We start from the raw sequence: 24,888 nt of genomic DNA, 5'->3' as shown, positions 1-24,888 counted from the left end.
ACTATGCCCTTAGAGATGTATACCTCATCCACTATGCGACAAAGCCATTCCAGACTGGGATGACATCATCCTTTTTTCTATAGCTAAACTGACTTAGGTTTACCTACTATTGGCAATTGATAATATGGGTATAGCTGCTTTATATAAAAAATAATATTCATTAAATCTTAATATTTCAGATATACATTTTAATAAATATAAGGTGCTAGTATGGATGATCCATTTAAAAGTGAGAACTATAAAAAAAATCTCGACTCTTTGATCAAAGCTATAAAGCTGGGGGATGTAAAGGAAATTGAGAAACAATATAAGAAAACAGTGAGGGATTTATCCCAGGCATTAGAGGGTTTTACAGATAAGGCAGAAGATGTAGCTAAGTTTGTTATATGTAGTGACTTGAATAATTATATAGAACCGGTGAATAAAAAGCCACCAGGTCTTTTTGGAACATTAAAGGAAATATGGAATAGAATCTTGGGGAAAGATGTCCCGATTGAGAATGAAATAAGCAATTTTGCTAAAGGTGAATTGTTCACTCTTCCTACAACAATAGCTTTAGAATACCTAAATGTTTCAAAAAAAATTTTAGATGGAGTGAACTTAGCAAATAGAACAGCGTCAAAGCAAGAGGAAGATACTTTTAAGCAGCCGAAAGAAAAATTAAGTGGTAATCGCATGAGGCAAATAAAGAGACCAACAACAGCACCTCCACCACCTCCAGATTTGAAGAAAACTTCTTCATCAGAAAAAGCTAGTCTTTCCGTGAATGAGCTTAAACCTGAGCTTCAGGAAAAGCTTACTACTACTAGGAATAAGAAGGTACGCTTTGAATCAAAAGTAAAAACACCCCTTGAAGATTCAGGCTATGAAAGTTCATAGCATGAAACATCAAAAGCACCAGTACCAAAGGAAACACTTCCTACTGATCAAGAAGTTAGGCAAAAATCAAAAAAAGATAAACCTGAAGTACCACCGAGGTCTAAAAATCTGGGCTACGCTGATAAAGTAAGCACAAAGCCACAAGTAATAAAGGAAAATCCATCTAAAAGATGCCTCCCAATCTCGTTCATTTCCAATGGAGGATAAAAGATCTACAATGCCCCCCAAACAGCAGAGTCTGGTCCGAAACCTCCAATTCTCACGAATGTAAATGTAAGGCAAATAGCTGAACAGTTTGAAGAAAAAGGAAAAGTAGAAAGATAGTGGTATTTTACTGAATAAACCCTATAATATCTTTAATTTCTTTTATGTTGTGGTTTGCAATCTCTGCTGCTTTTTCTGTGCCTTTTTTTAATATTTCATGTAAGTGGAATTGGTCTTTTAAAAGGTCATTCATTTTTTCGCGTATGGGTGATATAACGCTGATGATTAAATCAGCCAACTCTTTTTTAAAATGCTTCATATTGTGCTTGTTCATTTCTTCACACACTTTATCCACATCTAAACTACTAAGAGCTGAGTAAATGTTTATCAAGTTGCTTATTTCAGGACGGCGTTCTAAAGTAGCAAAATCAAAGCCTAGTGTTGAATCTGTTTTTGCTTTCCCTATTTTGTTAACAATTAAGTCGTCCGTGTCGTCAAGGTTAATACATGAATATTCTGAAGGGTCAGATTTACTCATTTTGCTTGTGCCATCTCTTAAGCTCATTATCCTTGACGTGCAATCCAAAACTAGGATTTTAGGTACGATGAAATGATCAAGTTTATAATGATTGTTAAAAGCTGATGCAATATCGCGTGCAAGTTCCAAATGCTGTTTTTGATCATCACCAACAGGGACGTATTTAGCTTGATACAGCAATATATCTGCAGCCATAAGCACTGGGTAACTATATAACCCCAGGGAGGCTTTTTGTTTGTCGCTACCGGCTTTATCTTTAAATTGAGTCATACGATTAAGCCAACCAACTGGTGTATAGCACCCAAGCAGCCAACCCAGTTCAGCATGACCGCTAACTGTGGACTGGCTAAAAATAATGGACTTTTCTGGATCTATTCCACACGCGATGTAAGCTGCTGCTGTTTTAAAAATATTACTTTTTAATTCACTTGCAGGAAGCTTACTGGCTGTAACTGCATGCAGATCAACAATACAAAAAAGAGATTTATATTTATCCTGTAAGTCTATCCACTGCTTGATTGCACCAAGATAATTACCTAAGTGAAGTATGCCACTTGGTTGAATGCCTGAAAAGACAATACTTGCCATTACATATTTGCCTTACACATTTTGCTAATCGTTTTCATAATCAGCAGATTTCTTAGAAATAACAACCATTGCAGGGCGAAGCAACCTATTTTTGATAGTATAACCAGTTTGCAATACTTCTATAATAGTACCAGGCTCTTTTTCATTGTCTTCTCTTTCCACAACAGCTTGGTGTAAATTGCTATCAAAAGGCTCATCAAGAGGGTCTATTTCCTCTATTCCATGTTTTTTAAGATCATTCATAATTTTTTGATGAGCTACTTTGATTCCTTCATGAACAGGATCACCGTCTTTCAAATTTTCCATTACTTTTTTCAAATTGTCGCACGAATCGATCATATCACGTGCAAATTTTGTGACTGCGTAGTCACTTGCATCGCTAATTTGCTTTTGCATTATACGTTTGACGTTCTCATTGTCTGCGACAGCGCGGCGTAAATGATCTTCAAGCTGAGTTGCACGCTCCCTTAATGTGTTCAGATCTTCATTGAAGTTACCAGATTGTTGATCGCTATCATCTTGTTGATCATTACTTTTTTGTTTATTTACCATATCGGTAAATTTCTTCTTTCTTTCTTTACTACTATCTGACATATCATTAACCTTAAGAACCTAATAAATATATAGCAATTAATCTGAAAATATCAAGAACTAGCTTAAGCTTGTCTTTCTATGCTTGCATTTAAAAAGTCAATTAAAGCAGTTTTATAAGGAGAATCAGAAAAAGTACTAATATTATTTAGCGCCATGTTAACATAGTGCTTTGCTTTTTCTATAGAAAGCTGAATGGCATTGTGGTGATTAATATAGTGTAATGCTTGGTCAAAATTGCGTTCAGCTAAAGAAAAACATTTTTCCCAGAATTTTTGTTCTGCTGGACTGCCTCTTTCGTATGCTATAATAGCAGGCAAAGTAACTTTGCCTTCGAAAAAGTCTTTTCCGACTTGCTTTCCAGAAGTGCATTGATCAGCAGTATAATCGAGCATGTCATCAATTATTTGAAATGCCATACCAAAATTAAAACCAAAATTCTTCAGCCTCTCTGTTTTATCACTTGTAGCACCAGATATTGAAGATGCAGCTTCACAGCATGCAGAAAATAAAGACGCTGTTTTTTCTCCAATGATATTGAAATAATTTTTCCTGATAGTGTGAGGGTCAAAGCGTGTTGTCATCTGCTTTATTTCACCGTTCACAAGTAAATGCGATGCTCTAGATAAAATAGAGAGAATATTTAAATTTCCACATTCTATAAGCCATCTAAATGCTAGAGTCAATAATAGATCACCAACTAAAATACTTGATTTATTCCCCCAAATTTTATTTGCTGTTTTCACTCCATGACGTGCTTCACTTTCATCAAGCACATCATCATGAAGTAAAGTGGCGTTGTGTATAAATTCTACCGATGCGGCAACTTTAATCCTATCCTCTCCAGAATAGTTTAGCATTTTACAGATGATAAAGACGAATTTAGGCCTTATCTTTTTTCCACCTGACCTAACAAGATGGGATATAATATCAGCAGCAAGCTTGATATCTTCATTATCAACATTTCTGAAGATAAAGTCCTTCATAGCTGATAAATCAAAAGATACAATATCGTCTAATTTACCATTATTTGTTAAATCAGTGCTCAGCATTAAAGAGACTTATGCCTCTTGTTCTTTTACTTTTTTTGTTTCTATTTTCTTTTTTTCTGTTTTCTTCAATTCTGTTTCTAAAGTTATTATGCCTTTTTTTATGAACCATAATACTCTTTCAGTTGCTTGTGCACCTACACTTAACCAATATTTTAATCTATCAGTTTTTACCACAACACGGTTTTTATTGTCTTTTGGTAGCATCGGATCATACTGCCCTATTCTCTCAATAAAACGTCCATCTCTTGATGCCCGCGAATCAGCTATAACTATCCTGTAAAAAGGGCGTTTCTTTGTACCACGTCTTGTCAACCTTATTTTAACTGCCATGTTAACCTTTATTCATATATTAGTTATAATTTTATACAATTAAGTAGTTTAAGTCAAACTAATTTCATATTTCCATTTAAGAGCAACATAACTGCTACTTATTACCCATAAAGGAAGATTTAAGATAATAGACTTCTTGCATAACCTAAAAAAAAGGCAAAAGAAACCCTAGTCACTTTCTATTTCAGTATTGGCGTTTCTTAAGCCTTAAACGCTGCAATTTAGCTGCTTTTAAGTACAACTAACCTTAGTTTAAATGTTTAAAAAATTTACTGAGCAGAAGAAAAAGGCAAAGAAAACCCGTGGTAGCTAGTTATTACACTCTCTATTTTAAAATTTGACGTTGGGTGATGTCTTGAACGCTTTATAAGCGCGTTTCAGCTTATGTAGGTAAAAACCTAGAAATTTTATAAAGACATACGGTGCACATAGTGCAAAAAATTAAACAATAGTACGCCAAATACAAGTTTTCTTGTCATTTTAATCCGCTGCAGAGATTGCGAAGTTAAATAAAATAGCTTCACTTCCATGATAAGAGGACTGGCGGAGTTTGTCAAGTCGTTTCTCAACGCGCTGCCAAAAGTTTTTATGCAAGAAGCCTATTGAGAAAATGCTCTATATAATAATTTAAAATGGAGTTGGAGTTTTATAGTACAATGTTTTCAAACATTTAATATAATATTGACTTTCCAGTAATAGTTACTTTAAATTAGTAGCTATTGTTGCAGTTAAAGTATCAATGCCTTTCTTCTTTTATTTTTTTGCAATTCTCAGCATTCTATCTGCTGTTTGTGTAATTAGTGTAAGAAATCCTGTGCATGCAGTATTATTTCTAATTTTCACTTTTGTTAATTCTGCAGTTCTTTTTATTCTCCTTGGAGCTGAATTCATCGCTATGATGGTGCTGATAGTATATATCGGTGCGGTTGCAGTGTTATTCCTTTTTGTAGTTATGATGCTCGATATTGACTATATAAGGTTGCATCAGGGTTTTGCGAAGCATTGCACTCTTAGTGCTATATTATGTGTTGTGTTTTTTCTGATTATCAGCTTTGTGATTCGCAGCTCAGCACCGAATATAAGCAATGTTATAAACTATAATACCAATAACGTGAAGGCTATTGGTAATTTATTATATACTGACTATATGTACGCCTTTCATCTTTCTGGTATTCTACTACTTGTTGCAATCGTTGGTGCAATTGCTCTTACTTTGCAGGATAAGAAAAAAGAAATTAAAAGACAGAATGCATTAAAGCAGTTGACGCAATCTTCATCTGTAAAATTGGTTAAGGCTAAATTTGGAAAAGGAGTGGAATGGAAATAGGGTTAAATCATTTTTTGATAGTTGCTGCTGTTTTGTTCACTATTGGAGTGTGCGGTATTTTCATCAACCGTAAGAGCATAATCAATATATTATTATCAATAGAAATATTATTACTGGCAATTAATATCAATCTAGTTGCTTTTTCTGCCTTTATGAATGATATAGTTGGGCAGATTTTTGTCATGTTTGTTTTAACTGTTGCGGCGGCGGAGTCAGGAGTTGGGCTTGCAATATTAGTTGTATATTATAGAAGTCGTGGCAACATAGATGTTGAACAAGCAAATTTAATGAAAGAATGAAAGTATGACGGATATACTGAAATTAGTAGTATTTTTGCCACTCTTTAGTTCGTTATTCGCAGCTTTTTTTAGAAAAGATATTTTGAGTCAGTTAGTTACAACTGCAGGGATTGGGATATCTGCAATCCTATCTTGGTATGTTTTTCTCACCTTCTCTGAAAACTATCACATAATTTTGTTTCCTCTGTTTTCATTAAGCATTCTGAAAGTAAATTGGGCGATTAGCGTGGATGTCCTTTCATCCTTAATGCTAACCGTTATTACGACTGTTTCGCTAGTAGTGCACCTCTATTCTATCGGCTATATGGAGCATGATAAGGGAAAGTCGAGGTTTTTTTCTTACTTATCGCTGTTTACGTTTTGCATGATTGTGCTGGTTGTAAGTGATAATTTCGTGCAGCTTTTCTTTGGCTGGGAAGGGGTTGGCTTATGCTCTTATTTACTCATAGGATTTTGGTTTCAAAAATATTCTGCAAATAACTCAGCAATTAAAGCATTTGTTGTAAATAGGGTAGGAGATTTTGCACTATTAATTGGAATCTTTCTTATTTATTACACATTTAATTCTCTAGAATTTATCTATATATTTGATACAGTTGATTTTCTCAGTGCTCAGAGCATTAAAGTATTCTGCTGTGAATTTAAAACAATTCATATAATATGCATATTACTTTTTATTGGCTGTATGGGTAAATCTGCACAGCTTGGCTTACATGTTTGGCTGCCAGATGCGATGGAAGGGCCAACTCCTGTTTCTGCACTTATTCACGCAGCAACGATGGTAACAGCAGGTATATTTTTAGTAGCAAAATGTTCTCCATTGTTTGAATTATCAAATGTTGCAAGAGAGCTGATAGTTATCGTTGGTGCGCTCACTGCTTTTTTTGCAGCTACTGTTGCAATTACTCAAAACGATATAAAAAAAATAATTGCTTATTCAACGTGCAGTCAACTTGGTTACATGTTTATGGCATGTGGGCTTTCTGCTTACAACGTTGCTATTTTTCATTTAATGACACACGCTTTTTTTAAAGCTCTACTATTTCTTGGTGCTGGCAATGTGATTCACACAATGCATCATGAACAAAATATTCAGAAAATGGGAAACTGCTGGAAGAAAATTCCTTACACTTATGCTCTCATGTGGGCTGGATCTCTTGCACTTTCTGGAATATTTCCATTTGCAGGTTTTTACTCAAAGGATTTGATCATTGAACATGCTTATAGTGCGGATAGTTTTGCTTTTGTGGTAAGCTTAATTGTTGCATTATTCACGGCGTTTTACTCTTGGAGGTTATTACTTCTTGTGTTTCATAGCCAAAAACAAAGTAAAATTAATATACATGAAGCACCAAAGATTATGCTTATACCACTACTGATACTTGCTTTTGGATCAGTATTTTCTGGAATATGGGGAACAGATATTTTGAACATAACTAGTAATGCATTTTGGAAGTCAAGTTTAGTAGTTGCCAATGAGCATGAAGTTCATAATTTCTTTATAAAACTACTGCCAACCTTAGCGAGCCTAAGTGGAATAGTACTTGCGTATCTGATTTACCACTATCAAAAATTTAAGCAAATTAAGAGTAAATTTTTACTTAAATTTTTGCAGAATAAATGGTATTTTGATGAGGTGTACGAGTTTATTGTAATCACACCGATAAGGTTGATATCTAGGTTTCTATGGAAGTTTGATGTTAAAGCTATTGATTCATTTGGGCCAAATGGTGTTGTAAGGTTGGTTAATGAATGTTCAAAAGGTTCTATAAAGCTACAAACTGGCTACATATTTGATTATGCGCTTATTATGTTTGTTACTTTAATAATCGGTGCTTTGTATATTATTGGAATTAAATAAAAAGTGTTGTTACTTAGTATATTCTTGCTTCCCCTAATAGGAGCGTTGATTTTATCTTCAATCAGGATTGATCATAAATCTATATACCTAAGATTAATTTTTCTATTTTTTACTATACTTCCGTTTTTGCTTAGCGTTGTAGCTTGTGTAGAGTTTGATTATAACAATGCAGACTTTCAATTTGTCAGTTACCCAATCAAAAATGTAGGAATGGGGGTGGATGGTATATCGTTGCTTTTCCTTCTGCTTACAACTTTCTTGTTTGTCATTTGTATGCTCTACAATTGCAAAATGAGTTATACGACCCTAAAACCATATATGGCGTTGTTTTTACTGCTTGAGGGTCTTGTAGTCGGTTTCTTTATTTCACTACATGCTATAAGCTTTTATGTATTTTTTGAAGCTGTTTTAGTACCAATGTTCTTTATTATTGGCATCTGGGGAGGTAAACAAAGGGTATATGCAGCATTTAAGTTATTTCTTTATACACTTACTGGTTCATTATTGTTTTTGCTTGGTTTAGTGTACATTTATAATGTCTTTGGAACGTTTGATATACAGAAATTAGCCACATTAATGCCAAGCCTTAATCTTGGAGTGCAGTCATTGCTATGGATTGCATTTTTTGTTTCTTTTGCAATAAAGGTGCCGATGTTTCCATTTCATACTTGGCTTCCTGATGCGCATGTGCAATCACCAACTTCTGGATCTGTGATTTTAGCTGGCTTACTTATTAAAATGGGAGGATACGGATTTTTAAGGTTCTCTATTCCAATGCTTCCTCAGGCAAGTTTCTACTTTTCAAATTTCGTTGTTGTGTTAAGCGCAATTGCAGTAATATATGCTTCACTAGTTGCATTTGCTCAGGATGATATAAAGAAGTTAATAGCTTATTCTTCGATAGCACATATGGGAATCGTTACTGCTGGCCTTTTTTCATTTTGTGAGGAGGGAGTACTTGGTGCTATATTTCAAATGATTAGTCATGGCCTTATTTCTGCTGCTTTATTTTTATGTGTTGGAATGCTATATACTCGAACAGGAACTTTGGAGATTGCAAAGTATTTTGGAATAGTAAACACAATGCCAAAATTTGGTTTTATGTTCATTTTATTTTCAATGGCTTCAATAGGGCTACCTGGAACGTCTGGGTTTATAGGTGAGTTTTTGGCTATGGTTGGAATGTTTAAGAGCATAGGGTTTTTTACAGGATTTATCGCGCTTGGCACTGTTTTGAGCGCAGTTTATATGCTGAATTTATGTAAGCAAACAATATGGGGGGTTAGCTATTCTAAATTGTTAAATAACCGCTTGGATAACATAGAATTTTCTGTCTTAATTCTGCTTGCAGTGTTTGTTATTTTGCTTGGATTTTACCCAACCCTTGCACTGAATTATTTGAAGCCATGCATGGCAAATTTGTTAGTCAAATATAATGCCCTATGAATTATATACAAATATTGCCGGAAGCGTTCTCTATTATTTCTGCGTTAGTGTTGCTGCTGCTTGGAATTGTATTTAACCGCCGCACTATTAACTTACTAGCACTTGGCTGCACAGTGATCACCTTGATTATTTTAATTCTTTTAGCAGAAAATAATGAAATTTTTCTCTTTAATTCGCTACTAAAACTCAATTTATACATCAGATCAGCCCAAGGGTTGATCCTTACTGCGGGAGTCTTAGTACTTTTGCTGCTGAATTTATCAAAATATGACTATAAGTATGAATTTTCAATACTGATTCTTTTTGCGCTGTTTGGCATGATAACTTTGGTTTCAGCAAATAACTTGATTTCTTTTTATTTAGCTTTTGAATTGATGAGTATATCTTTATACATTCTTGCGAGCTTTAATAAAGATTCAGTCTATTCATGTGAAGCAGGAGTGAAATATTTTACGCTCAGTGCGTTGTCTTCTTGCATTATGCTGTATGGAATGTCGCTACTTTATGGATACATAGGGCAGATCAATTTTTCTGAGATGAGTTTATTCCTGCAAAACCATCAGATAACTTATGGAATAGTTTTTGGGTTAGTCTTTGTCCTAATTGGTTTGTGTTTCAAGCTTGCTATTGCTCCTTTTCATATGTGGGCTCCAGATGTCTATCAAGGTGCACCTACCATAGTAACTGCGTTTTTTTCTACAGCTCCAAAAGCTGCAATTGTAACATTTTTAATTCGATTCTTTATGGATGAAGAGTTAGTAGATGTGGAAAAGTATATTCAACCTGTTCTTTTATATATTTCAGCATTGTCTGTACTTATCTCAGCTTTTGGGGCTTTGTATCAGCAAAACTTGAAAAGGCTACTTGCTTACAGTTCAATTGGTCATGGTGGCTTCATATTTGCTTCACTTTCTATCTTTACACGTATGGGAACAGATAGTTCCTTGATGTATTTGGTGATATATATCATCACAAGTATAGGGTTATTCTCATATTTCATACAAATTGACGATGATGATTGTAATATTGCAAATTTATCTGGTATAGGGAAAAAACGCCCGGTTTTAGCATTTCATCTTTCTGTATTATTACTTTCAATGTCGGGGATACCACCACTTGCAGGGTTTTTTGCTAAACTTTTTATATTTAAAAGCTTAATAAAGTCTGGCTTTATCAGCCTGTCTTTGATTCTCGTAGTGGCAAGTGTTGTATCCTGTTATTACTATCTAAATATCATAAAAGCTATGTATTTTGATAGGGCTAGTGGTAATACAATTGCTTATTCTAAGGGTCTATTTATTATAACTTCAGCGGCTTCATTAATTAATATTGTTCTTTTTATATACGTAGAAAATTTATATTCATTAATTCATTTTATAACTAAAGGGTTGTAAAGTGATCCCTGAAACGTCTGAGGGCTTTCATATTCATCATTACAAAGAAATTTCAAGCACTAATAGAGAGGCGTTGGATTTAATTGGGAGAGGAATATCAAATGAAACTGTTATTATTGCCGATAAACAAACAAAAGGTAGGGGGCGTACCGGAAAAAGTTGGATTTCTCCAGAGGGTAATTTCTATGCAAGTTTAATAGTGAACCTCTTTAACGATTATCTAAGTGAAAGCCAGCTTTCGGTGTCATTCCAGCGCGTGACGCTGAAATCTAGAAAAAAAGAACCAGTGTCAAGCACTGGGGAGGGTACTGGGATGACAGGAGGAGGTTTAATAAATCAGATGACAGATATCAGTCAATTAACAGAATTGACTTTTGTTACTGCCCTTGCTGTTGGAAACACCTTACTATCATTTATAAATGACAGTAACATTCAATACAAATGGCCGAATGATGTCTTTGCTGATGGCAAGAAAATAAGTGGAATATTGCTTGAAAAGAAATCCAATTCAAATTGGTTGGCTATAGGAGTTGGAATTAACATTAATCATGCACCACTTTCAGAAGCAATATGCATTAGTAAGCTTCTCTCATCACCTGTCATCCAAGTAGCTGACCAGCCAGCGTCACGCGCTGGAATGACACCGCGGAACACAGATCTATTAAAAGAATTAATAACAAACTTTAATAAGCTAAGAAAGCAGTGGATATTTGATGGGTTTTATGCTATAAGAGAGATGTGGCTCACAAGAGCATTTAAGTTGAATAAACAAATCAGTGTAAAGTTAGCTGACAAATTGCATGAGGGGATTTTTACTGATATAGATAAAAGTGGCAGGTTGGTATTGCAGCAAAAAGATGGAAGCTTAATTTATTTTGATGCAGGTGAGTTATTTATTGGTAATACATTATGAATACATATGTAATTTTTGCTTACCTTATTAGTTTTGCATTGATTGCTGGAGAACTGATTTTTACTATTTCTTGCTATATTAGAAGTAAAAAAATTTTAGAAAGCCTAAAAAATAATAATGAAGAAAAAACATAAGCGATTACTTATAGCTTCAGGAATTTTCTTCTTTTTAAATTGTGCAGTCTTTTTTATTTTAACAACACTCAAAGAAAATATCTCATTTTTCTATACAGTAAGTGAAGCGATAATTTTGCCAAACAATCAAAAACCAATCCGTATCGGTGGAATGGTTGTTGAAAATAGTGTGATACGTAACGAAAGTGAAGTGATTTTCCAAATGACAGATTTCAACCAAAGTGTTGTGGTAAAATATCAGGGAATACTCCCCCCGATGTTTTCAGAGAAAAGTGGTGTTGTTGTGCAAGGTAAAATGTTCGGCAATGGCACCTTTTTGGCAGATACAGTGTTTGCAAAACATGATGAGAATTATATGCCTCGAAAGCAAGAAATAAAATAGGAAATTTTATTATTTTATACGTATATAGCGAATAAATTTTCTTATATATTCGTTTTTAGTATTTTGTATTTCCTGAACAGTTCCATGAAAGATGATCTCCCCTTCGTATAATACTGCTATTTTATCAGCTATTTTGAATGCACTATGAATATCATGTGTAATTGTGATAATTGTAGGGTGAAGATCCTTAGATAATTTTATTATTATCTCGTTTACTATATCTGACATAATGGGATCTAGTCCTGAGGTTGGTTCATCCAATATAATGATTTCTGGGTTGTGTGCAATTGCCCTTGCAAGCGCTACCCTTTTCTTCATTCCACCTGATAGCTCTATCGGAAACATATCTGCTACGTTTTCTTCCAGTCCGACGTCATTTAACTTTTCAATTGCTAATTGCTTTGCCTCTTTTTTGTTGATGTTAAAGCGTTTTTTATAATTAAAAGATATATTTTCCCATACTGTAACGTAGTCAAATAAAGCGGAATTTTGAAATAAAACTCCAAATTTATTCTTATTTTTACTGTGTATTTTTATAGACCCTGAGTCTGGTGCTAATAAGCCAATAATTGTTTTTGTTAGTACAGATTTACCACTTCCTGAGCCGCCAAGTATAACTAATGATTCTCCTTTCAGTATGTCAAAATTTAGGTCGTTTAATATTGTTTTATCGTTAAAAGACAAGTTTAAATTTGATATTGATATTATGGGGCTATGCATAGATCAAAGTAATCATGTAGTTTGTTAAAATAATCAGTATAGATGATAAAACAACGGTTGATGTTGTAGCCACACCAACTCCTCGAGCTCCTTCTTGACAATGGTAACCATAATAGCAGCTTGAGATGGAAACTATAGCACCAAACGCAGTTGCTTTTGCTAGCCCAGTGATAAAATCGTACGTGTTAAAGAACTGAGCTGTGTATTTAATATATATGTTGAAGTTGTGGTGAAATTCGAGGACCGCGGTGATACATCCTCCAAATATTCCTATTAGATCTGCACATACTGTAAGTATTGGAAATACTATAACTGATGCTAAAATTCTTGGCACAATTAAATATTTGAAAGGGTTGATGTTCAAGGTTGTAAGTGCATCTATTTGTTCGGTGATGCGCATTGTACCAATTTCTGCTGCAATTGACGATCCAACCTTTCCTACCATTATTAAGCTAATCAAAACTGGTCCTAATTCTTTAATTATGGTGATCGTAACAAGTTTGGGTATTATCTGTTCTTGATTAATCAATGGACCACTTAAGCTGCTTTGCAAAACTATAACTGCTCCTATGAAAACTCCAGTGAGCCCAACAATTGGCAAAGAAAGAAAGCCTATCTCTATAATTTGTCTTGCTACATTGCTCAAATAATATGGTGGCACGAAGCAGTGATATAGAGATTTAATAAAAAATATGAATGCACTACCAAGCCTCAACAAGAGGTTGATAAAGCACCTACCGATTATTCTAATACCATTTATATCAAAAGAACTCACTTTGCATTTGTCTTAGCTAAAAATTAGTCTTACCGATTTTATTAAAGTTTTTGTTAACTTTATCGTAGAGTGTAACTGAGATACGTCTTAAGTTCAATATACTTTGATTAAAATGCTTCAGTTTGAAGTTTATAGGACTTAATTACATAAGCAAACCTTACTTATTTTACTATCACTAGACTTCTCACATAACAAACTTTTGGCAGCGCGTTGAGAAACGACTTGACAAACTCCGCCAGTCCTCTTATTATGGTACTGAAGGTATTCAGTTATCTTCATCTGTGCAGATTAAACGAAGGAGTATAACGTAGTTGGCGTCTTATTTTTAATTTTTTGCACTATGTGCACCGTATGTCTTCACAACATTTCTAGGTTTTTAAGCTGAAACGCGCTTATAAAGCGTTTAAGACAGTATAGTACGCCAATTTGCAGGATTAGAGAGTAAGTACTATCTAACGCGGGATTTCTTTTTCCTTTTTTCTGCTTAGTAAATTTCTTAGCATTTAAGCTAAGGGTCTGTTGCAGTTTAAAAGTCGCTAAATTGCAGCGTTTAAGGCTTAAAAAACGCCAACGCGTTCAATACAATGTCGCAAATTAAAAATCCCTTCCTCCTGCGCTAGTTCTCTGATCCGAAATACCGCTTCTACCTGATTAAGACCAATGTTAATTTGTTTTATTAATGTCCTAATAATACCACATTTAGTTTGCCAATCTAGGTAGTCTAGGTTCGATTTTACACTAGAATAAAAACCCTTTATGCTATTGATAATAATGCTCATTCTCTCCTGTAGTGTCTTTTGATCAACAACCTTTTTCTTCTCTTCTTCTATTTCTTCTAAACGTTCCTTCATTTTTTTCATTGTCTGCTTAAATTCTTTCTCACTTATATATTTTTCCCCGCCTTGACTATAATAATCTTCCATTAGTTTTTCGATACCTTGTTTTATTTGACTTTCCCTTCTTGCAAATTTTTTATCTGATGATTCATCATTTTTATTTTCTGAAACTCTACGTTGGTACTCCCTTTTAATCCTTTCTGGGTTCTTTAACAAACTTTTTACTTCTTCCCATATAACCATTTCTAACATATCTGCACGGATATATTTATTGTCACATTTATCGTAACTATTAATCATAACACGCGCATTACAACGATAATAGCTATATGTTTTTTCCCCACTTCTACAATGTGAACCGGTATAAGCATATCCACAGTTTTGACATACAACTAGACCTTGTAGTAGATTTCTCTTTTTTCCTTTCACTCTCTGCATTCTTGCTCTTTTTTTATTTTCATCCAGTTGCTTTTGTACTACATAAAATAATTCTTCATCAACTATTTTTAGTACTGGTATATCAATCCAATTCTCTTTATCTATACGCTGGACAGATACTTTTTTTTGTTTAGACCTTCTTCCTGTTGCCTTCCATGATGCCATTTCAATCCTTCTTGATCTACCAAAAGCTGCTAGTCCTTTATATGCAGGATTTCTTAACATGCTACAAATCGTTGCTGGATACCAATTCTCCTGTCCAGTTCTTGTTCTAATTGACCTCTCTTTTAGCCTCAGTGTAGCTGCACTTATACTTATTCTTTCTTGACCTATCCACTCAAATAGTTCGCGCACTACTTTTGCTTCCTCTTCATTTATTTCAAATTTGGCTTCCCCTGTTACATTCCTTTTTATGTATCGATAACCATAAGGGGCTTTGCTCATTACACTTACATAACCTTTTTTTGCTCTATGGAGTTTTCCTCTACGACTTCTTTCCATAATCTTTGTACATTCATATTCTGCCACCAATCCTTGCATTCCTAACAAAAATTTAGACTCTGGATTATTTTCAGTCTTATGATTTAAGAATATTACTTCTACTCCTGCTTTCTCAAATTCATCAAGTAATATCATTTGGTGTGCAGATTTTCTTGACAACCGGTCAGGTGAATGAATATAAATTTTATCAATTTCACTTTCTGCTACTTTATCACGTAACGCATCTAAACCTTTACGCTCTAAATTCCACCCACTAACGCCGTCGTCCTTAAATTCATACTCATCTAATAACTCATGTTTGTCTGCAGCAATTCTACTCTTAAGCTCTGCAATTTGGCTCTCTATTGTATTGTTCTGCGCTTGGCTTCTCGATGAAACTCTCGCATACAAGGCTACTGTTGTCATTTTTTTCTTCCTCCTTTCCGTTATTTATTTTTACTGAATACTTTAGTAACTGCTCATAAGCATCTGCTAACTCATCAGGCTCATATCGACAGGTCACAGTTAACGTCCTTTTTCTCATAGTTTCTCCTGTAAATGTTTTTGTAGTTCAGGCACTCCCTTTTTCCATAAATCCATTTCCAGTCACTCTTGCGAAAAAGACGTAACTGTTACCCTTCGCTTCTATATAAAATTTTAGAAACCCATTTTAAGTGCTTTTCTATCTGCTCATCCAAATCTTCTAGTTCTTTATCTACCTCTAGCAGTGCCTTTTTCGCTAATGCTTCAGCTTTTCTCTTATTTCCTCTATCCTTTTTTCTCCTATGATTGTTGTCTAGTAAAAAATTCAAATTTTTGTAAAATCTTCAAAAATTCAGTTGTTTTTAAGTTATAAAAAGTAGTTGTCAGGAATTGACTAGCAGTTCTCTAATTGCATAAAAGTCAATAATGATTTTTTGTATTACCCAAAACATTTTCTGATATAAAATTCAGCTTTAATACAATTTTTTATTTATTACTATGCCATCTGATTCAATCAAAAGTTGTTTCATCGGCAACAAAAACACTAAGCTTTTAATTAATCTTTTTTAAATTAATGTAGCTAATGAATATGTGTGTAAGTACGTCCCCACATATTTTAAGTACTTATGCACATATTCATTAGCTTATAAAAACTAAGGTGTCATATTTTCCTTCACGATTATTGTCCAATAGAAAATTCAAATTTTGTGAAATCTTCAAAAATCCAATTATTTTTAAGCGTATAGAAAATTGTTGTTAGAAACTTTCTAGCAGTTGCAATAATAGCCTTAGCAGAACCACGCTTCTTTTTCACATGCTCGTAAAAACTTCTTAAGTAAGGGCTATACCGTATAGCAATCCAGGTACACTGTACTAAAGAAGTTCGTGCCGTTTTTGACCCATGTTTGGTAATTCTTCCAATAGTACATTGCTGATTAGATTGAGAAACTGATGGTACAACTCCGAAATAAGCAGTAAGTTTTTCAGGATTACTAAAATCATTAATGTCACCAATTGTCGTGATAAAAACCGCTGCAGAAATTGCACCAATACCTTTAATACTGATAATATTATTAAACCCAGGAAGTTGTTTAGCAAAAGCAATAATTTCTTCTTTTAGCTTCTTGAGATTTTCTCGAATAGCTTCCAATTGACAGTTAATTACTTCAATCTCTATCTTTTCTATATAGTCCCAATTATGCTTTTGAATAGAACGCTCAAATCCAGCTTTAGTTATCAGTGTCTCCTTCTTAATTTTTATTCCATGGTAATTAAAAAGACCGTGCATTTTATTAATTAGAGATACTTGTGATTTTACTAACTGCTCTCTTGTTCGAAGAAGAGAAGCTAACTGCTGGCATTGTTTGCTTTTACATCTTGCTTCAGGCAACATATCCTTGCTTAGAAAGAAAGCAATAGCTCTTGCATCATGCCTGTCTGTTTTCTTTACAGAGTGACGAATCACTTTAAATTGCCAGGGTGCAACTATCACCACGCGCTTAACGTAAGATGAAACTGCATCATAAAAGAAACAGCTGTTACCCGTAGCTTCGAAAGCTATTTCATCTTCTGATTTAAGATTCTCGACAAAATTGTCCAAATCCTGTAAGCGAAATGTGCGAATATATTCTTGCTTTCCTGTTTCTAAGTAGCAAACAGTAAAACTGTTAGTATGTAAATCTACACCTATGTGACGCATAAATTTTTCCTCTTATTGAATACTACAAAATATCAGAGTAGAGTATTGCCGGTTAGAACCTGTTTAAAATCTCGAAAGGATAAGGCAAAATAGGGGTAGATTAAGAATGAGGTATATCTATGCGAAAAAGTTATCCAAGTGATATAAGTCGAGAGCAATTTGAAAAAATCAAACCAATTCTGGAGAGTAGCAGAAGGAAAACAAAACCAAGAAAACTTGATTTGTACGATGTATTTTGTACAGTGTTGTACGTTCTAAAAAGTGGTTGTCAGTGGAGAATGTTGCCAAAAGATTTTCCAAGGTGGGAAAACGTATATTACTATTTTCAAATGTGGAATAAAAAGGATGGAGAAGAACCAAGTTTGTTGGAATTAGTCTTAAAAAAAATTAGTTGGAGAGGTCCGTATCAACAATGGTCGGAAAGAGAAAACCAGTTTCTGCATAATTGATGCTCAAAGCGTTAAAAACGCAGATACTGCTGAAAGAAAGGGTTATGATGCAGGTAAAAAGATTTCAGGTATAAAGCGTCATATCGCAGTTGATACACAGGGCTTGCCACATGCAATTCATATAACAACGGCAGAAGCAACTGATCGTAGCAGTGCTGTAAAAATGGTGGGAAATGCTAAAGAAAACCTCTCTGAAGTCAAAAATATACTCGTTGATGCTGGCTATACAGGAGAAAATTTTGCAACACAAATAAAAGCAACTATTGGTGCAGCTGTTGAGGTAATAAAACGAAGCGAATTACATACCTTTGCTGTATTGCCAAAAAGATGGGTTGTGGAGCGATCTTTTGCTTGGTTGGAAAAATGCAGGCGATTGTGGAAAAACTGTGAGCGAAAACTCAATACTAGCTTACAAATGATCGTTCTTTCCTTCGTTTCTCTCTTATTGCGAAGATTTTAAACAGGTTCTTAGACCATTCTCCTATACGCGGTCACCAAATTTTATGGGCCGCACGATGGTTTCCGGTGGCAGGGGCGGATAATCTCCTTTACGAGGTCTAATCCCATTATTGTATATAAAGCAAAATGGGGCCTCACAAAAAAATTCAACCTGCCACCTATCCACTCTGAGAAGTGATTATCTTCTCATGCTTCCAACCAAGCAATAACAATTCATATCATCTCCTATCTATAAATTCAGAAAATGTTATTACTTCATCAGCAAGTCCAATCTCTATTGCTTTCTCACCAAAATATAGCCCTGCTTCCGTTGATTTGATTTTTTCCGTTGAAAGATTTCTATTTCTTGCTATAAGCTGGACAAACATCTCATATAGCCGGTCTACTTCTTCTTGTAAGCTTTCCAAACTTTCTGATGTTATTGGCTCATGCGGATTTAAATCGTTTTTTCGATTCCCAGCAAATACTGTGGTATATTTTATTCCCTGCTTTTCATCAAACCCACTTTGATCTATATGACTTGCTATTACTCCTATACTTCCTACTCCTGAAGTTCTGCTTACATACACCTTTTCAGCACTTGACGCTATTGCATACACTGCAGAATATGCATCATCATTTGCTATCGCCACAATTCTCTTTTTTGTCCTTGCTTCGTAAATAAAGTCGGAAAGGTCGAATAAACTGTTTACTTCTCCTCCAGGGCTGTCTATGTCCAAAATTATTGTTTCTACTTCTTCATCTATTAAAGCTTCTTCTATCTCTTCACGTATCTTCTCATACGATGTCATCCCCAATACATCATCAAAAGCTTCTGAATTCTTTGTCAAGATTCCATGTATTGGTATAACTTTTATTCCCCTTTCACTATTTCTTACTGCATGTTTTATGTTTTTAAATGTGGCTGCATGTAATGACAATAATTCAAAACTCCTTTGCTCTATCATCATCGGCTTATTCATCCAATTTATTTGTGTCGTCATATGTTTTTTTAAATTTTTTATTTGTGTCTGGGGCAATAAAAACTCATTTGTCATAGAAATAGAATTTCATATCATTTCAGCATTAGAATTTACATCGGAATCAAAATTTAACCCCAATTCACTAGCACGCCTTTGATCCTCAGCAATTTCCTGGTCAATTTCTTCGATGTCATAACCCAGTTCTGAAACCACTTCTGACCTACTTTTAAATCCATTCCTTACTGCCATTTGCTGTGCTTGCTGGTCTTTGAGCGGGTCTACCCAATCAAACCCTTGCGGTATCCATTTTACCTCTTCTTTCGCTGCTTTTGCCCCTTTTTTTACCCAATCTGCATTCATATCCAATTCCCCCGATAGTAGTGCTAATTCTAACCACCTATTCCATACAGGACGGCAAAACTGAAATACTACCACGTTATGCTGCCACATTGCACACCTCCTGCGAAACTCTATTAACCCGGCTCTTATCGATGAATAATTCACACCGCTTAAATCTCCTGTTAGCTGCTCATACGTTATTCCTATACCGATTGCTATTGCTCTGAGCTGCTGTTTCATGAATGCTTCATAACTCCCTCCTACATCTGATGGTTCGGAAAATTTTATGTCTTCTCCTGGATCTAGTAGTTGCATAGTTCCAGGTTCTAAGAACCTGTTCATAATCTTTTAAGGAGTAAAGAAGTGAAAGCAAGAACGACCATTTGTAAGCTAGTGTTGAGTTTCCGCTCACAGTTTTTCCACAATCGCCTGCATTTTTCCAACCAAGCAAAAGAGCGCTCAACAACCCATCTTTTTGGCAGTACAACAAAGGTGTGTAATTCACTTCGCTTTATTACTTCGACAGTCGAACCAATAGTTGCTTTTATTTGTGTTGCAAAATTTTCTCCAGTGTAGCTTGCATCAACAAGTATGTTTTTAACCTCAGAGAGGTTTTCTTTAGCATTTTCGACCATTCTCACGGCACTGCTGCGGTCGGTTGCTTCTGCCGTTGTTACATAAATCGCGTGTGGTAAACCTTGTGTATCTACTGCAATATGGCCCTGAAATTTTTTTACCTGCATCGTAGCCCTTATTTTCAGCAGTATCTGCATTTTTTACGCTCTGAGCATCAATTATACAAAAACTAGTTCTTTCTTTCCGACCATTGCTGATACGTGTCTCTCTGACCTTACCCAGAAAAAGTAGAGAGGAAGTTAAGCCATTTTTATTATGAAAATGATGAATCAAATTTCTCAGGAATGCAATAATTAATAGTAGAATGTCTACGCTGTTTGTTATAAAAAATTTCTATGTACTCAAATATAGCAGTTCTAGTTTGCTGAGCAGAGTGTTGCGAAGTATCAATAAGAAGCTCCCGTTTGAGTGAGCTGAAAAAGCTTTCAACAACAGAGTTGTCATAACAACAGCCTGTGTGACTCATGCTGGAAATGATGTTTTTTGTGTTCAGCAAAAACTGATAATTTTTAGAGGTATATTGTGAACCTTGATCACTATGAAATAGCAGATCTTTGGCTGGTTTGCGCTTATCAACAGCCATCAATAAAGCATCTATAACTAATCGCTTAGTTATTGTACTACTCATTGACCAGCCAACTACCATACGTGAATATAGATCAATTATTGCTGCCAAATATAGCCATCCATCCTTAGTTTTTATGTATGTAATATCAGTTACCCATACTTTATTTGGCTGACTAGTAGTAAAGTTTTGGTCCAATATATTGGGAGTTATAACCCTATTGTCAGTCTGCTGTTTTTTGCTTTTGAATCTTCGCCTCAGTCTAGCTTGAATACCATTTTTTTGCATGATATCCTGCACTGTTTTGATGTTGCAATTTTTACCTAAAGCCTTTAGTTCAGCATGAATCTTAGGTGCCCCATATCTACAATTAGATGCTTGGTATATTTTTTGAATGTCTGCTAGAAGCTGCTCCCTTGTTAATTCTTTGCTGCTTTTCTTCTTACTAGTCCATTTGTAGTAGCCGCTAGCAGATACTTTCAAAATCCTGCATAACTCCTGTACTTTATAGTAGTTTCCATGCTTTTTGATAAATAAATATTTTACTCTTTGTGACTTGCAAAATATCCCAGGGCTTTTTTTTAAATGTCTCTTTCTCTAGTAACTCTTGTTAGTTCTTTCTTTAATTCAAACTTTTCTTTATCACATGGTGCCAACTTTCCCTTACCAGGAAATGCTTCTTCTATTGATCCTTTTTCGTTATATTTTTTTATCCAGTCACTTAGTGTACTGTTATCTATTCCTAAATCTTTAGCTATTTTGCTTGCTGACTGCCCCGTTTCCTTTACCAACTTTATTGCCTCTAATTTAAATTCCACTGTGTAATTTTTTCTGTTCTTTACCATAATAAGCCCTCATAATCATGTTTTATTTTACTTCAAAAATGGCTTAACTTCCTCTCTACTTTTTCTGGGTAAGGTCAGATTGCTGCAATGAACCCCTGCAGATGTGGTTACTTGGGAAACGCAAGTAAATCATGCAGCAAAGCTCCAAAGTGTGGCACAGATTATAGGAACAAAATATCAGGACCGTTGCTTGATAGAATAGATATATGCATAGAGATGCCAAATGTCAGCATACTTTCTCCTGAAATCTGTTCAGAAGGAGAAAGCACTGACAATATAAGAGAAAGAGTAATAGCAGCAAGAAAAGTTCAAACTGAGCGCTACAGTGAATTAAATATTCGTTGTAATTCAGAAGTAAACGGTGAAGCATTGAATAAATTCACTAAGCCAGATCAGGCGGGATTAGAATTGCTAAAATACGTGTTGAAAGAGAACTACATTTCCAATCGAGGCTACACACGCGTATTAAGAGTTGCAAGGACCATTGCAGATCTTGCAAAAAGTCAAGAGGTAAAAAAAGCACACATTGCCGAAGCGCTAAATTACAGAATAAGGACTTATTAACAAGTTAGTCTGCTTGACAGGCGGCTTTTTTTATTATATGTTATCCTTAATGAAATTTAAACATTCTATTTAAGGAGTAGAGTTATGACAGTAGAAATTAAAGCACAACATTCTTTCCTTCAAGCTAATAAAGAAGGATGGAGTCAGTCTGAGGAAGGGGTTTGGAGTACGACTAAAGGTGTTGCTAGCGCAAATTGGCAATACGTATGTCACCATCCATACAAAACAACCGCTACTTTTGTAGCAATTGCAGCAGCAATTTCGCTTACAGCTGCTTATTTCCTGAGCCCAGCTTATGCAACTTTCGTTGGTACGGTTGGAACAAAAGCTGCAACACTCGTTAGTCCTGCTATTGCTGCAGTATCTGCATTTTTAGTTGCTCATCCACTGGTTGCTAGTTTGATAATTGTTACTTCAGCGTTAGCTTTAATAGCTGTACCTGTGTGTGCATTGAAGAACGGTAGTCAGGCAAGCCAAATTGATGCATTGAAGGAAGAAATACTCAAAGTCTGTGAAAAAGATGGAAAACTTAAATTGGATCCTAGTAAGCTTTCAACATATATAGACGAAATTATAGCAATATCTGGACTGAATCCAGAACCAGCAAAAGCATCATAAAATAGCTCCAATAAAACAAAAAGGGATGGGTCTCTGTCCCTTTTTTACAAGTATTTTCTACTTTTTGTATCAGTCAAATGGTATCATCTAAAAATCTAGATCTATTGATTAATAGTGCTTATTAGTATAAATATTAAGAATAGGTAAACCATATTTACTATTTATAGCCTATGGAAGTGAAAAGTATTTGCATATTGTTAAAAAAGCAGTAACTTATTATCAAGTGAATTCACTAAATTTGAGTAATTTAAATGTCAATTGACCTTAGTTTACCAGAGCTACCTATATTACACCCAAGGATTACCGTTGTGGGGGTTGGTGGTGCTGGTGGAAATGCTGTGAACAACATGATCCAATCTAATTTGCAAGGAGTGAATTTTGTTGTGGCAAATACCGATGCTCAAGCGTTAGAGAAGTCATTATGTGATAAAAAAATTCAACTGGGTATTAACTTAACTAAGGGTCTTGGTGCTGGTGCTTTGCCTGATGTTGGCAAAGGTGCAGCAGAGGAATCAATTGATGAAATTATGGAGCATATAAAAGATAGTCATATGCTTTTTATCACAGCGGGAATGGGTGGTGGTACTGGAACAGGTGCAGCGCCGGTAATTGCAAAAGCAGCAAGAGAGGCAAGAGCTGCTAAAGATAGAGCATCAAAAGAAAAAAGGATATTAACTGTTGGAGTTGTAACCAAGCCATTTGGCTTTGAAGGTGTGCGCCGTATGCGCATTGCAGAACTCGGGCTTGAAGAATTACAAAAGTACGTGGATACGCTTATTGTCATTCCAAATCAGAATCTATTTAGAATTGCCAATGAAAAAACTACATTTTCTGACGCATTTAAGCTTGCTGATAATGTTTTGCATATTGGCATCAGAGGAGTGACTGACTTGATGGTCATGCCTGGGCTCATTAATCTTGATTTTGCTGATATAGAAACAGTAATGAGCGAGATGGGCAAAGCGATGATCGGCACTGGAGAGGCAGAAGGAGAAGATAGAGCAATTAGTGCTGCGGAGGCTGCAATATCTAATCCATTGCTTGATAATGTATCAATGAAAGGTGCGCAAGGAATATTGATTAACATTACCGGTGGCGGAGATATGACTCTGTTTGAGGTTGATGCTGCAGCAAATAGAGTGCGTGAAGAAGTGGATGAAAATGCGAATATAATATTTGGTGCTACCTTTGATCAAGTGATGGAAGGAAGAGTTAGAGTTTCTGTTCTTGCAACTGGTATTGATGGTAACATTACCCGTGATAACAGACCAGAGGCTCCGTCTGTGAATCAAAGTGAGACTTCAGAGGAAGAAAAGTTCAAGTGGTCTTATAGCCAAACTCCAGTTCCAGAGACAAAACAAGCTGAACAAGTAAGTGAGGAAGTTAAGTGGAGCAGCAATATTTATGATATACCGGCTTATTTAAGAAGAAAAAAATAATGCAATTTTGGCTACTTAAGTCAGAACCAAGTGAATATTCATGGCAAAAAATGGAAAGGGAGCAGATAGTTGGGTGGGATGGTGTGTGCAACTATCAAGCTCAAAATTATATGAGAGCCATGAAATTAGGTGATTTTGCATTTTTTTATCATACAGGTAAAGAGAAAGCGATATTTGGAATAATTGAAGTATTTAAAGAGTATTATCATGCTGATAATCCTAAGTTTGGATTGGTGGATATGAAACTTTCTAAGCCTTTAAATAACCAAGTGACGTTAAACGATATAAAACAAAATCCACTTTTAAAAAACATGGCCATGTTAAGACAAACACGCTTATCAGTTTCTCCAGTTTCAGAAATTGAATGGAGGGAAATAATAAAAATGAGTAATGTGTAACATTCTGTCATTCCAGTGCTTGACACTGGGATCTATAGTTTTTCTTTTCTGGATTCCAGTGTCACATGCACAGTTGTACAAATGTTGCAATACGACACAGTGTTACATAATAAATGATGTCATTCCAGTGCGTAACGCTGGAATCCAGTTTCTATTATACAGCTATCTGGTGCACTCATTTAAAATTAAGTTTTCTGGATCCCAGTGTCTGTGCACTGGAATGACAACCTTCTTGATGTGTTACT

The 24,888-nt window shown here is 35.1% G+C and carries 26 protein-coding genes and 3 pseudogenes; 14 read left to right on the top strand and 15 right to left on the bottom strand.

The genetic code is table 11. From position 1 onward, the window contains the following. Positions 1-210: 210 nt before the first annotated feature. Entirely contained in the window at positions 211-879 is a 669-nt protein-coding gene (locus ACICP6_RS00295) for a hypothetical protein (RefSeq protein ID WP_395463152.1), read from the top strand. Between the two features lie 331 nt (positions 880-1,210). Here ACICP6_RS00295 and trpS read toward each other — a convergent pair whose 3' ends face one another. The 4 genes from trpS to rpsP all read right to left on the bottom strand — a co-directional run bounded on the left by trpS (position 1,211) and on the right by rpsP (position 4,182). Continuing rightward, on the bottom strand, positions 1,211-2,209 hold the full coding sequence (trpS, locus tag ACICP6_RS00290) for a tryptophan--tRNA ligase (protein WP_395463151.1): 999 nt from the start codon (positions 2,207-2,209) through the stop codon (positions 1,211-1,213). 24 nt (positions 2,210-2,233) lie between these two features. Continuing rightward, complete coding sequence (locus tag ACICP6_RS00285) at positions 2,234-2,803, bottom strand: nucleotide exchange factor GrpE (RefSeq protein WP_395463150.1); 570 nt, start codon at positions 2,801-2,803, stop codon at positions 2,234-2,236. Between the two features lie 62 nt (positions 2,804-2,865). Continuing rightward, the gene (locus ACICP6_RS00280; protein WP_395463149.1) at positions 2,866-3,852 is read right to left on the bottom strand and encodes a polyprenyl synthetase family protein; all 987 of its coding nucleotides are present in this window, start codon (positions 3,850-3,852) and stop codon (positions 2,866-2,868) included. 9 nt (positions 3,853-3,861) lie between these two features. Continuing rightward, positions 3,862-4,182: a 30S ribosomal protein S16 gene (gene rpsP, locus ACICP6_RS00275; protein WP_395463148.1), complete on the bottom strand. Its 321-nt coding sequence runs from the start codon at positions 4,180-4,182 to the stop codon at positions 3,862-3,864. 739 nt (positions 4,183-4,921) lie between these two features. Between rpsP and ACICP6_RS00270 the strand changes: the two genes are divergently transcribed. Genes ACICP6_RS00270 through ccmE form a run of 8 tightly spaced genes read left to right on the top strand, consistent with a single transcriptional unit; the run spans position 4,922 to position 11,938 of the window. Next, entirely contained in the window at positions 4,922-5,509 is a 588-nt protein-coding gene (locus ACICP6_RS00270) for an NADH-quinone oxidoreductase subunit J (RefSeq protein ID WP_395463147.1), read from the top strand. Next, positions 5,500-5,808 (top strand): NADH-quinone oxidoreductase subunit NuoK, encoded by a 309-nt coding sequence (nuoK, locus tag ACICP6_RS00265; RefSeq protein ID WP_006012916.1) that lies wholly within the window; start codon positions 5,500-5,502, stop codon positions 5,806-5,808. The genes ACICP6_RS00270 and nuoK overlap by 10 nt, the downstream gene beginning before the upstream one ends. Positions 5,809-5,812: 4 nt before the next feature. Further along, positions 5,813-7,669, top strand: a complete 1,857-nt coding sequence (gene nuoL, locus ACICP6_RS00260) for an NADH-quinone oxidoreductase subunit L (RefSeq protein WP_395463146.1) — start codon at positions 5,813-5,815, stop codon at positions 7,667-7,669. A 3-nt stretch (positions 7,670-7,672) separates the two neighbouring features. Continuing rightward, positions 7,673-9,115 carry a NuoM family protein gene (locus ACICP6_RS00255; RefSeq protein ID WP_395463145.1) on the top strand — a complete coding sequence of 481 codons (1,443 nt, stop codon included), beginning with the start codon at positions 7,673-7,675 and terminating at the stop codon, positions 9,113-9,115. After that, a complete protein-coding gene (locus tag ACICP6_RS00250) occupies positions 9,112-10,509 on the top strand; it encodes an NADH-quinone oxidoreductase subunit N (protein ID WP_395463144.1) in 1,398 nt (465 codons plus the stop codon). The genes ACICP6_RS00255 and ACICP6_RS00250 overlap by 4 nt, the downstream gene beginning before the upstream one ends. Before the next feature lies 1 nt (position 10,510). Beyond that, positions 10,511-11,422: a biotin--[acetyl-CoA-carboxylase] ligase gene (locus ACICP6_RS00245; protein ID WP_395463143.1), complete on the top strand. Its 912-nt coding sequence runs from the start codon at positions 10,511-10,513 to the stop codon at positions 11,420-11,422. After that, positions 11,419-11,556, top strand: a complete 138-nt coding sequence (locus ACICP6_RS00240) for a hypothetical protein (protein ID WP_395463142.1) — start codon at positions 11,419-11,421, stop codon at positions 11,554-11,556. The genes ACICP6_RS00245 and ACICP6_RS00240 overlap by 4 nt, the downstream gene beginning before the upstream one ends. Beyond that, positions 11,540-11,938, top strand: coding sequence for a cytochrome c maturation protein CcmE (gene ccmE / locus ACICP6_RS00235; RefSeq protein ID WP_395463141.1), 399 nt, complete (start codon positions 11,540-11,542; stop codon positions 11,936-11,938). The genes ACICP6_RS00240 and ccmE overlap by 17 nt, the downstream gene beginning before the upstream one ends. A 9-nt stretch (positions 11,939-11,947) precedes the next feature. On the opposite strand, the gene ACICP6_RS00230 is transcribed toward ccmE, so the two are convergent. The 6 genes from ACICP6_RS00230 to ACICP6_RS00205 all read right to left on the bottom strand — a co-directional run bounded on the left by ACICP6_RS00230 (position 11,948) and on the right by ACICP6_RS00205 (position 17,369). Beyond that, positions 11,948-12,658 (bottom strand): ABC transporter ATP-binding protein, encoded by a 711-nt coding sequence (locus ACICP6_RS00230; RefSeq protein ID WP_395463140.1) that lies wholly within the window; start codon positions 12,656-12,658, stop codon positions 11,948-11,950. After that, a complete protein-coding gene (locus ACICP6_RS00225) occupies positions 12,651-13,433 on the bottom strand; it encodes an MlaE family ABC transporter permease (RefSeq protein WP_395463139.1) in 783 nt (260 codons plus the stop codon). Before ACICP6_RS00225 ends, ACICP6_RS00230 begins: the two co-directional genes overlap by 8 nt. 557 nt (positions 13,434-13,990) lie before the next feature. Beyond that, complete coding sequence (locus tag ACICP6_RS00220) at positions 13,991-15,613, bottom strand: recombinase family protein (protein WP_395462911.1); 1,623 nt, start codon at positions 15,611-15,613, stop codon at positions 13,991-13,993. Continuing rightward, complete coding sequence (locus ACICP6_RS00215; protein ID WP_395462912.1) at positions 15,528-15,731, bottom strand: hypothetical protein; 204 nt, start codon at positions 15,729-15,731, stop codon at positions 15,528-15,530. The genes ACICP6_RS00220 and ACICP6_RS00215 overlap by 86 nt, the downstream gene beginning before the upstream one ends. Positions 15,732-15,819: 88 nt before the next feature. Further along, positions 15,820-15,999: a hypothetical protein gene (locus ACICP6_RS00210; protein ID WP_395463138.1), complete on the bottom strand. Its 180-nt coding sequence runs from the start codon at positions 15,997-15,999 to the stop codon at positions 15,820-15,822. Positions 16,000-16,349: 350 nt separating this feature from the next. After that, positions 16,350-17,369, bottom strand: a complete 1,020-nt coding sequence (locus tag ACICP6_RS00205) for an IS110 family transposase (RefSeq protein ID WP_395462774.1) — start codon at positions 17,367-17,369, stop codon at positions 16,350-16,352. A gap of 119 nt (positions 17,370-17,488) precedes the next feature. Here ACICP6_RS00205 and ACICP6_RS00200 point away from each other — a divergent pair. Further along, positions 17,489-18,278, top strand: a protein-coding gene (locus ACICP6_RS00200) for an IS5 family transposase (protein ID WP_395463137.1) whose coding sequence is annotated in 2 segments (ribosomal slippage) — positions 17,489-17,749 and positions 17,751-18,278 — 789 coding nt in all. Because the reading frame shifts where the segments join, the coding sequence is not laid out codon by codon here. Positions 18,279-18,498: 220 nt separating this feature from the next. Here the strand turns inward: ACICP6_RS00200 and ACICP6_RS00195 are convergent. The 5 genes and pseudogenes from ACICP6_RS00195 to ACICP6_RS00175 form a co-directional block, all read right to left on the bottom strand. Continuing rightward, a pseudogene (locus tag ACICP6_RS00195) lies at positions 18,499-19,260 on the bottom strand (S49 family peptidase); the annotation flags it as partial. Positions 19,261-19,326: 66 nt separating this feature from the next. After that, positions 19,327-19,908: pseudogene (locus ACICP6_RS00190) on the bottom strand (phage portal protein); the annotation flags it as partial. Between the two features lie 8 nt (positions 19,909-19,916). Continuing rightward, positions 19,917-20,427, bottom strand: a pseudogene (locus ACICP6_RS00185) (IS5 family transposase); the annotation flags it as partial. 40 nt (positions 20,428-20,467) lie between these two features. After that, positions 20,468-21,310 carry an IS3 family transposase gene (locus ACICP6_RS00180; RefSeq protein ID WP_395463617.1) on the bottom strand — a complete coding sequence of 281 codons (843 nt, stop codon included), beginning with the start codon at positions 21,308-21,310 and terminating at the stop codon, positions 20,468-20,470. 50 nt (positions 21,311-21,360) lie between these two features. Then, the gene (locus ACICP6_RS00175) at positions 21,361-21,624 is read right to left on the bottom strand and encodes a transposase (RefSeq protein ID WP_395462617.1); all 264 of its coding nucleotides are present in this window, start codon (positions 21,622-21,624) and stop codon (positions 21,361-21,363) included. Between the two features lie 87 nt (positions 21,625-21,711). Here ACICP6_RS00175 and ACICP6_RS00170 point away from each other — a divergent pair, with 87 nt between their 5' ends. The 4 genes from ACICP6_RS00170 (at position 21,712) to ACICP6_RS00155 (ending at position 24,643) form a co-directional block, all read left to right on the top strand. Beyond that, positions 21,712-22,188 (top strand): ATP-binding protein, encoded by a 477-nt coding sequence (locus tag ACICP6_RS00170; protein ID WP_395463136.1) that lies wholly within the window; start codon positions 21,712-21,714, stop codon positions 22,186-22,188. 84 nt (positions 22,189-22,272) lie between these two features. Continuing rightward, entirely contained in the window at positions 22,273-22,806 is a 534-nt protein-coding gene (locus tag ACICP6_RS00165) for a hypothetical protein (RefSeq protein ID WP_395463135.1), read from the top strand. Positions 22,807-23,057: 251 nt separating this feature from the next. After that, positions 23,058-24,245 (top strand): cell division protein FtsZ, encoded by a 1,188-nt coding sequence (gene ftsZ / locus ACICP6_RS00160; protein WP_395463134.1) that lies wholly within the window; start codon positions 23,058-23,060, stop codon positions 24,243-24,245. Next, positions 24,245-24,643 carry an EVE domain-containing protein gene (locus ACICP6_RS00155; RefSeq protein ID WP_395463133.1) on the top strand — a complete coding sequence of 133 codons (399 nt, stop codon included), beginning with the start codon at positions 24,245-24,247 and terminating at the stop codon, positions 24,641-24,643. Before ftsZ ends, ACICP6_RS00155 begins: the two co-directional genes overlap by 1 nt. Positions 24,644-24,888 lie beyond the last annotated feature (245 nt).

Source organism: Wolbachia endosymbiont of Cantharis cryptica, assembly GCF_964277405.1.
GTDB lineage: Bacteria > Pseudomonadota > Alphaproteobacteria > Rickettsiales > Anaplasmataceae > Wolbachia.
This window is presented reverse-complemented; position numbering and strand designations above follow the sequence as displayed.

Coding starts and splice junctions, on each gene's coding strand:
- ACICP6_RS00295 (WP_395463152.1), top strand. CDS start 211: ATGGATGATCCATTTAAAAGTGAGAACTATAAAAAAAATCTCGACTCT.
- trpS (WP_395463151.1), bottom strand. CDS start 2,209: ATGGCAAGTATTGTCTTTTCAGGCATTCAACCAAGTGGCATACTTCAC.
- ACICP6_RS00285 (WP_395463150.1), bottom strand. CDS start 2,803: ATGTCAGATAGTAGTAAAGAAAGAAAGAAGAAATTTACCGATATGGTA.
- ACICP6_RS00280 (WP_395463149.1), bottom strand. CDS start 3,852: ATGCTGAGCACTGATTTAACAAATAATGGTAAATTAGACGATATTGTA.
- rpsP (WP_395463148.1), bottom strand. CDS start 4,182: ATGGCAGTTAAAATAAGGTTGACAAGACGTGGTACAAAGAAACGCCCT.
- ACICP6_RS00270 (WP_395463147.1), top strand. CDS start 4,922: ATGCCTTTCTTCTTTTATTTTTTTGCAATTCTCAGCATTCTATCTGCT.
- nuoK (WP_006012916.1), top strand. CDS start 5,500: ATGGAAATAGGGTTAAATCATTTTTTGATAGTTGCTGCTGTTTTGTTC.
- nuoL (WP_395463146.1), top strand. CDS start 5,813: ATGACGGATATACTGAAATTAGTAGTATTTTTGCCACTCTTTAGTTCG.
- ACICP6_RS00250 (WP_395463144.1), top strand. CDS start 9,112: ATGAATTATATACAAATATTGCCGGAAGCGTTCTCTATTATTTCTGCG.
- ACICP6_RS00240 (WP_395463142.1), top strand. CDS start 11,419: ATGAATACATATGTAATTTTTGCTTACCTTATTAGTTTTGCATTGATT.
- ccmE (WP_395463141.1), top strand. CDS start 11,540: ATGAAGAAAAAACATAAGCGATTACTTATAGCTTCAGGAATTTTCTTC.
- ACICP6_RS00230 (WP_395463140.1), bottom strand. CDS start 12,658: ATGCATAGCCCCATAATATCAATATCAAATTTAAACTTGTCTTTTAAC.
- ACICP6_RS00220 (WP_395462911.1), bottom strand. CDS start 15,613: ATGACAACAGTAGCCTTGTATGCGAGAGTTTCATCGAGAAGCCAAGCG.
- ACICP6_RS00215 (WP_395462912.1), bottom strand. CDS start 15,731: ATGAGAAAAAGGACGTTAACTGTGACCTGTCGATATGAGCCTGATGAG.
- ACICP6_RS00205 (WP_395462774.1), bottom strand. CDS start 17,369: ATGCGTCACATAGGTGTAGATTTACATACTAACAGTTTTACTGTTTGC.
- ACICP6_RS00175 (WP_395462617.1), bottom strand. CDS start 21,624: ATGGTAAAGAACAGAAAAAATTACACAGTGGAATTTAAATTAGAGGCA.
- ACICP6_RS00170 (WP_395463136.1), top strand. CDS start 21,712: ATGAACCCCTGCAGATGTGGTTACTTGGGAAACGCAAGTAAATCATGC.
- ACICP6_RS00165 (WP_395463135.1), top strand. CDS start 22,273: ATGACAGTAGAAATTAAAGCACAACATTCTTTCCTTCAAGCTAATAAA.
- ftsZ (WP_395463134.1), top strand. CDS start 23,058: ATGTCAATTGACCTTAGTTTACCAGAGCTACCTATATTACACCCAAGG.
- ACICP6_RS00155 (WP_395463133.1), top strand. CDS start 24,245: ATGCAATTTTGGCTACTTAAGTCAGAACCAAGTGAATATTCATGGCAA.